Raw genomic sequence first — 6,933 nt, 5'->3', positions numbered from 1 at the left:
CGGCCCGAGTCAAGGGTCGGCCGGAGGCCGATCGGCGGCAGCCGACGCGAAGCGCCCTTTACTCGGGCCGCGGAACCACGACACTGACAAAGAAGCGGGCGGTCCCCACGGCAACCAGGTAGCCAGGGCCCACAAGAACCCACCTCACCCCAGACCAACCACGCACAACCAGGAGGACCCCCATGCCCGCGGCCCCCAAGCCCGAAATCCTCACCGCTTTCGAGGAGGCCAAGGGCTTCATGCCCACCCGCGAGGGCCTCGCCCTGTACGCCGCCGCAGCAGAAGCGGGCACACTCGCCCTCCCCCTCCTGGAAGTCGGCACGTACTGCGGACGCTCCACAATCCTGCTCGCAGCCGCCGCCCGCGAGACCGGCGTCACCGCGATCACCGTCGATCACCACCGCGGCAGCGAGGAGCAGCAGCCCGGCTGGGAGTACCACGACCCGACGACGGTCGACCCGGAGCTCGGCCGAATGGACACGCTCCCCACCTTCCGCCGCACCCTCCACAAGGCAGGCCTGGAGGACCACGTGGTCGCGATGGTCGGCCGCTCTCCCCAGATCGCGGCCTTCTGGCGAACACCCCTCGGCCTCGTCTTCATCGACGGCGGCCACACCGACGAGCACGCGACCGCCGACTACGAGGGCTGGGCCCCGCACCTCGCCGAGGGCGGCCTCCTCCTGATCCACGACGTTTTCCCCGACCCGGAGGACGAGTTCACCGGACAGGCCCCGTACCGCATGTACCAGCGAGCCCTCGCCTCCGGCGCGTTCACCGAGCTCTCGGCCACCGACTCGCTACGTGTCCTCCGACGGACAGGCTCTGGAATCTGAACCGCACCCCTCCATACCGCTCCCTGCCTCCTGCTCCCTGCCCCGACGGTTGAACCGTTCGTAATCGGCTACTCGCCCCGAATCACCTCACGCCGACGGACGGGAGGCCTCTGCCGCATGTCGCTGCTGCCAGGTCTGCTCTCACGACCCCCTTCTCTCCTCAGGCCCGTGGCGTCCGGCGTGGCATCCGGTGTGACATACGGCATCGCAGCCGGCGTACGGGGAACCGCCGAGGTGGCGAGCCGACTCATGGGCATGGGCCTACCACGGCGGGACACGTGGTGGCACTCCGGACGCTGCTACATCAAAGTGCACGGAGCCCACGGCCCGGACGGAACCCGCCTTGCCCGCCATGTGGAGCGGACGCTCGAAGCGCACCCGGCAGTGCGGTGGGCGCGCGTGAACGCACCGTCCGAGCGCGTCATCGTGGCCGTGGACGCACCGCCCCCACCCGAACACGAGCTGGTCGCACTCGTCGATCGCGCGGAGGGCGAAGTCGGGGCAGGGGCCGACGAGTTCGACGAGTGGATCCCCGAGCCGCACCATCCGTCCGAGGGAGCCAGGACCCGCCCGACCGTGCCCGCACTGGCCGCCGACACGGTGGGACTCGCACTGTCCGCCATGCGCCAGCTGGCACCGTGGCTCCGGCTGCCGCCCGAGGTGGCCGCCCTCGCCGGTGCCCTCAAGTACCACCCGCGGCTACGGCATCTGGTCAGCGCCATCAGCAGTACGGAGCAGGCGGAGTCGTTCCTGCCGGTGGTCAACGCCCTGGCCCAGGGGGTCGCCACGCGCGGCGGAGGCATCGCCTTGGACGTACTGGAACGCATAGCCCAGTGGCGGGAGGCCACCGCGGAGGGTGACGCCTGGGAAGAGGCGGAACCCCGGCTCGTACGCGGGCCCGACGACGCCGCGGCCGAGCCCCCGGTGCTCGAACGGGCCGGGCCGACGCCCAAGGACACGATGGACCGGTACGCCGAGCGCGCCATGGCGGCGGGCCTGACCGCCGGTGCCCTCACGATGCCCTTCACCGGCCCCCGCCGGGCCCTCGCCGTCGCCCTCTCCGCCGTACCGAAGGCCCCGGAGGCCGGCCGGGAGGGCTTCGCCAGTCACCTCGGCCGGGCCCTGGCGCTGCGCGGCGTGGTGACCATGGACCGGGGTGCACTGCGGCGGCTCGGCCAAGTGGACACCGTGGTCCTGGACGAGGACGCACTGCGCGGCGACCGCTACGAACCCGTGGACCTGGAACTCCTCAACGGCGCCGACCCCGAAGGCACCGCCGAACGACTCTTCACCCTCTTCGACGCGGACGCACCGCTACGGACCGTACGCGACACCGACACCGACACCGACGACAACCGCAGCGACCACAACGCCGACGACACCGACACCAACGAAATCTGGGTCCTGGGACCGCTCTCCGAGCTGGAGTTGGACCCGACGGGCCCCACAGACTCCCCGGGCCCTACAGACCCCACCGGCCGGGAGGCCGAAGCGCGCCTCCGCCACCGCGGCAGCGAGCGCACACTCGGCCTGGCGAAGGGCCGCCGCCTCCAGGCCGTGGCAGGCCTGGCCAGGCAGACGGCCCCCGGCTCCGAGGCCGTCGCGGCGGCGGCCCGCCGTGCCGGGGCCCGGGTGGTACTGGCCACCGACCGCGCCCAGCGCCCGGCGTTCACGTTCGCCGACGCGGTGGTACCGGCGGGCGACCGCCTCGTCGCCTCGGTACGCGGCCTGCAGGCGGACGGCGCGGTGATCCTGCTCGTCTCCGGCGACCGCCGGGCGCTGGGCGCGGCGGACTGCGGCGTCGGTGTACACGGTGAGGGCGAACCCCCGGCCTGGGGCGCCCACTTGATCGTCGGCGCCGACCTCGAAGCAGCGGGGCTGATCGTGGACGCCGTGGGCGTGGCGGCGCGGGTCGACCGGGACAGTGCCGTACTCGCCGCCACGGGCAGCGGTGTCGGCGCGGTCGCCGCGCTGCGGGCCCCGCGCCCGCAGGCAACCGCGCGGGCGATGGCGACCGGCAACACCGCCGGAAGTCTGGCGTTCTGCCTGGGCAACTGGCGGGCCCGGCAGTTGCTCGCCCGCCCCCTCGCCCCGCCCGTGACCAGCGTGCCCTGGCACCTGATGCCCACCGACCGGGTCCTTCGGCGGCTGCGTACGACCGCCGAAGGGCTGACCTCCGAGGAGGCGTCCGCACGCGTCGGCCCGGGGACGAACGGCAGCGGCGGGACCGAACCGCCCCGGCTGACCCTCCCCTCGGCCTTCATCGAGGAACTGGCCAACCCCTTGACCCCCGTACTGGCCGGTGGCGCCGCCCTCGCCGCCGCCGTCGGCTCGCGTACCGACGCCACGCTCGTGGCCGCCATCACCGGCAGCTCGGCGCTCATCGGCGGCTTCCAGCGCGTACGTACGGAGCGGGCGCTCGCCGAGCTCTTCGCCCGCTCGGCCATCGGCGCACGCGTACGGCGGGCGGGCCGCGAGCGGCTGGTCACGGCAGGCGAACTGGTGGCGGGCGACATCATCCTGCTGCGGCCCGAGGACGTCGTACCCGCGGACTGCCGGCTGCTCGAGGCCGAGGGGCTGGAGGTCGACGAGTCGTCGCTGACCGGCGAATCGCTCGCCGTCGGCAAGGCCCCGGCCCCGGTGGTCGCCACGGACATCACCGGCCGCCGCTCGATGGTCTACGAGGGCACCACCGTCTCGGCGGGGCGGGCCGTGGCCATTGTGGTGGCCACCGGGTCGAACACCGAGGTGGGGCGCAGCCTCGCCACCGCACGGCAGGCCGCGCCGGAAACCGGCGTGGAGGCCCGGCTCGCCTCCCTCACCCATACCAGCCTGCCCATCGCGATCGGCTCGGCCGGCGCGGTGGCCGCCTCCGGGCTGCTGCACGGGCGCCCGCTGGCCGACAACCTCGCCTCCGCGGTCAACCTGGCCGTCGCCTCCGTCCCCGAAGGGCTGCCCTTCCTGGTCAACGCCGCCCAACTGGCCGCCGCCCGGCGCCTGGCCGACGTCGGCGCGCTGGTACGCAACCCACGCACCATCGAGGCACTGGGCCGCGCCGACGTCCTGTGCTTCGACAAGACCGGCACGCTCACGGAGGGCAAGCTCCAACTATGGGGCGTCAGCGACGGCGGCGCCGCGGGCCCGGACGACAAACGCGGCGACACGGCCGGCCCCGGCGCCCTCCCCCTCGACCGCCTGGACACCTCCCGCAAGGAGGTGCTGGCCGCCGGCCTGCGCGCCACCCCGCCCGCCCGGCAGGCGGAGCCCATGGCGCACCAGACCGACCGGGCCGTGACCGAGGGCGCGCGCACCGCCAGGGTCACCGCACGGCAGGGCGCCGCCCGCTGGCGACGCCTGGACACGCTGCCCTTCGAGCCGTCCCGGGCGTACCACGCGACGTCCGGCCAGACCACGCACGGCCTGCTGCTCAGCGTGAAGGGCGCCCCCGAGAACGTACTGGAACGCTGTTCCCGGCGCAGAAAGCCCGAGCCCGGCGACGGACGACAGACAGGACAGGCCACCGCCACCCCCCTCGACGACGAGGCGCGCACCCGGCTGACCGACGAGGCGGAACGGCTCGCCGGGGCCGGACGCCGGGTGCTGGCGGTGGCCGAGCGCCGGATGGGCGCGGACGAGGACCTCACCGACGACAGCGTGCGTGACCTGGTGTTCCTGGGGTTCCTCACGCTGGCCGACCCGGTACGGGCGGGCGCGGCGCCCGCGACGGCGCGACTGCGGGAGGCGGGCGTACAGACCGTGATGCTCACCGGCGACCACCCGGCCACCGCCGACGCCATCGCCTCCACGATCAGCGACATCACGGAGCCCAAGGTCTGCACCGGCGCCGACCTGGACGAACTCGACGACGCCGGGCTCGACGAGCTGCTGCCGACCGTGGACGTCATCGCCCGCTGCAGCCCGCACCACAAGGTCCGTATCGTCCAGGCGTACCAGCGCATCGGCCGGGTCGTGGCGATGACCGGGGACGGCGCCAACGACGCACCGGCCATCCGCCTCGCGGACATCGGCATCGCCCTGGGCCGCCGCGGCACCCCGGCCGCGACCGCCGCCGCGGACCTGGTGGTCGGCGACGACCGCCTGGAGACGATCGTGTCGGCGCTGATGGAGGGCCGGGCCATGTGGGCGTCGGTGCGGACCGCGCTCGGCATTCTCATCGGCGGCAATCTGGGCGAGGTCACCTTCAGCGTGCTCATCTCGGCGCTCACCGGCAGTACGCCGCTCAACGCCCGCCAGATCATGCTGGTGAACCTGCTGACCGACCTGGCGCCCTCGCTGGCCATCGCCGTACGCGAGCCGACCGGCCAGACCGGCGAACGGCTCCTGGAGGAGGGCCCGCGCCGCTCCCTCGGCACCGCGCTGACCAACGAGATGCTGCTCCGCGGCGTCATCACCGCCACCGGGGCCACGCTGGCCTGGGGCGCGGCACGGTTGACGGGCCGGGGGCGGCGCGCCGCCACGGTGTCGCTCGCCGCAGTCGTCGGTACGCAACTGGCGCAGACCCTCGCCACCGGCGGCCTGGACCGGCACGTCGTCGCCGCCAGTCTGGGCTCGGCGGCGGTCCTGGCCGGCATCATCCAGACGCCGGGCGTCAGCCAGTTCTTCGGCTGCACCCCGCTGGGCCCGTTCGCCTGGTCCATCGCACTCGGCGCGATCACCGCGGCCATGCTGCTAGGCCCTGTCGTCAAACTCCCGTCTGCCCTGCGACGCCATGCACGCACTCTCGCCGCACCGGGCGAAAGCCCAAGTACGTCCAGTACGAGGGCTTCCGCCCGGCACGCCGAGAGCACGCACCTGACGCCGCAGGGCCCGCCCTTCGGGCGGACGACGGGAGTTTGACGACAGGGCCTCACGTTCGGCTCGCCCCTCGTGACCCGGGCGGTCGGCCGGGCCTCCGGAGCCCTCGCCGGCCCTCTCGGCTCAGTCCCGGGAGCGCTGCGGACGGCGGTGGCAGCCCCGTAAGGTGACAGCCCCGTAAGGTGGCTGCCGTGTCGTACGTAGGTCCGGACTTCGATCCCCCCCGCCCGCCGCGCCGTTCCCGGCGCGGACCCCTGACCGTCGCCGTCGCCGCGCTCGTACCGGGCGCGTTGGTGGGGTGGCTGGTATGGCAGGCGGTGGGGGACTCGGGCGGGGGCGGCTCGGACGGATCGGTGGCGCAGTCGTCGCCGTCGCCACCTTCGCCGGATACGCCCGCATCGGACACGCCCTCCTCTCCCCCCACCCCCGGGACGGACGACGCCGACGCCAAGGAGCCCGGCAAGTCCGCCTCCCCCTCCGGCTCCTCGGCTGCCTCCGGCCCTCTCAAGGGCAAGGTCGTCGTGATCGACCCGGGTCACAACCCGGGCAACTTCCGGCACACGGCCGAGATCAACCGCCAGGTCGACATCGGCACGAACTCCAAGGAGTGCGATACGACGGGCACGTCCACGAACGACGGCTATACGGAAGCCCGGTTCACCCTCGACCTCTCGCACCGCGTGCGCACGCTGCTCGAGAAGCAGGGAGCCACGGTGAAGTTCACGCAGGACGGCGACCGCGCCTGGGGCCCGTGCATCGACGAGCGCGCCCGCATCGGCAACAAGGCGAAGGCGGACGCCGTGGTCTCCATCCACGCCGACGGCTCGGGCGCCGGAAACCGCGGCTTCCACGTGATCCTGCCGGGCGCCGTGAACGAAGGCGACGCCGACACCCGCCCGATCGTCGCCCCGTCCCGCGAACTCGGCGAACGCATCGCAGGCAATTTCGTCAGCGCCACCGGCAGCGCGCCCTCCAACTACATCGGCGACGGCACCGGACTCGACGTACGCACGGATCTCGGCGGTCTCAATCTGTCAACGGTTCCCAAGGTGTTCGTCGAGTGCGGCAACATGCGCGACAGCAAGGACGCGGCGCTGCTGACCAGCGGCGCGTGGAGGCAGAAGGCGGCGCATGGAATCTCTGCGGGAATCGTGAGTTTCCTGCGGGGGTAATGACCTGCGAACGGATCCGGCCACCCACCCTTCACGAGCGGACGATAGTGTCATCCCTACGATGAGGGGCCACTCCCGCGCTTCACACCGCGGCCATACGGCGACATGGTGAC

Annotated in this window: 3 protein-coding genes; all 3 read left to right on the top strand. The window is 73.2% G+C overall.

Features of this window, described 5'->3' with window-relative positions; all coding sequences use genetic code 11:
* Nucleotides 1–182: 182 nt before the first annotated feature.
* The 3 genes from ACYVO6_RS42815 (at nt 183) to ACYVO6_RS42805 (ending at nt 6,820) form a co-directional block, all read left to right on the top strand.
* Nucleotides 183–833, top strand: a complete 651-nt coding sequence (locus tag ACYVO6_RS42815; protein WP_461071220.1) for a class I SAM-dependent methyltransferase — start codon at nt 183–185, stop codon at nt 831–833.
* A gap of 117 nt (nt 834–950) precedes the next feature.
* Nucleotides 951–5,690 (top strand): cation-translocating P-type ATPase, encoded by a 4,740-nt coding sequence (locus tag ACYVO6_RS42810; RefSeq protein ID WP_461071218.1) that lies wholly within the window; start codon nt 951–953, stop codon nt 5,688–5,690.
* Nucleotides 5,691–5,839: 149 nt separating this feature from the next.
* Nucleotides 5,840–6,820: an N-acetylmuramoyl-L-alanine amidase gene (locus tag ACYVO6_RS42805; RefSeq protein ID WP_461071216.1), complete on the top strand. Its 981-nt coding sequence runs from the start codon at nt 5,840–5,842 to the stop codon at nt 6,818–6,820.
* Nucleotides 6,821–6,933 lie beyond the last annotated feature (113 nt).

Source organism: Streptomyces pseudoechinosporeus, assembly GCF_054783935.1.
Note: the sequence above shows the minus strand (reverse complement) of the source record. Positions and strands in the feature narration are given on the sequence as shown.